Origin of the sequence: Lysinibacillus sp. FJAT-14222, assembly GCF_001278875.1 — a bacterium.
In the GTDB taxonomy this organism is placed as follows: domain Bacteria; phylum Bacillota; class Bacilli; order Bacillales_A; family Planococcaceae; genus Lysinibacillus; species Lysinibacillus agricola.
In genome coordinates this window covers 1-654 of the sequence record NZ_LIYL01000072.1, presented here as the reverse complement: position 1 = coordinate 654, position 654 = coordinate 1, and the positions used below count along the sequence as shown (strand labels likewise).

Annotated in this window: 1 pseudogene; it reads left to right on the top strand. The window is 36.2% G+C overall.

From position 1 onward, the window contains the following. A pseudogene (locus AN161_RS27125) lies at positions 1–390 on the top strand (Uracil permease); the annotation flags it as partial. Positions 391–654 lie beyond the last annotated feature (264 nt).

The following is a 654-nucleotide window of genomic DNA, read 5'->3' as shown; positions in this document are numbered from 1 at the left end:
ATTGCCGATGTTCCGTTTTCTGGTTTTACAGACCTTACTTTCCCACAAACAATAGGAGGTCCTTTCCCAATCTTAGGGATTTCTGAGTTTGCCGAAGCGAACTTCCTTAACGAAACTACGCAAATGGATGCTCGATTGGATAAGGCGTTCTTCCAAAATCTCGTTAAATACAATGAACAACCATTTGGCGAATTAGTAGCTGCGAACTTCTTTGAACTTGATTTTTCACCAGTTATGGCAGACCCAGAAGGCACTTTCGACACATTACGTGAAAAAATCGTACTAGAGCTTACTGTAAAAGTACTGCAAGTTCAACAAGTTCGCCTTGGAGCAGGCACTAATGTACTAACTCCTATTCTTTTAGGGCTTACTCCTCCAGTTAGTCCATAATAGATCCTCCTGTTATAAGTCCTACTAAATCTTGTTAATCTCTAATTTTTAGAGGAGGATATTAGAATAAAAGGACATTCGAGGGTACTGAAAAAAATTTAATCTTAGAAATGGCAGTTGATAAATCGAATTTTCAACTGCCATTTTTTCTATAATAATAATCAGTAAAAAACTAGTATACACGTCCATTCATAGATTTAATTGCTACATATTCTATATGGAGAGCTCTCAAATACTACAAAATGAAACGAGGGAAATTTTTTG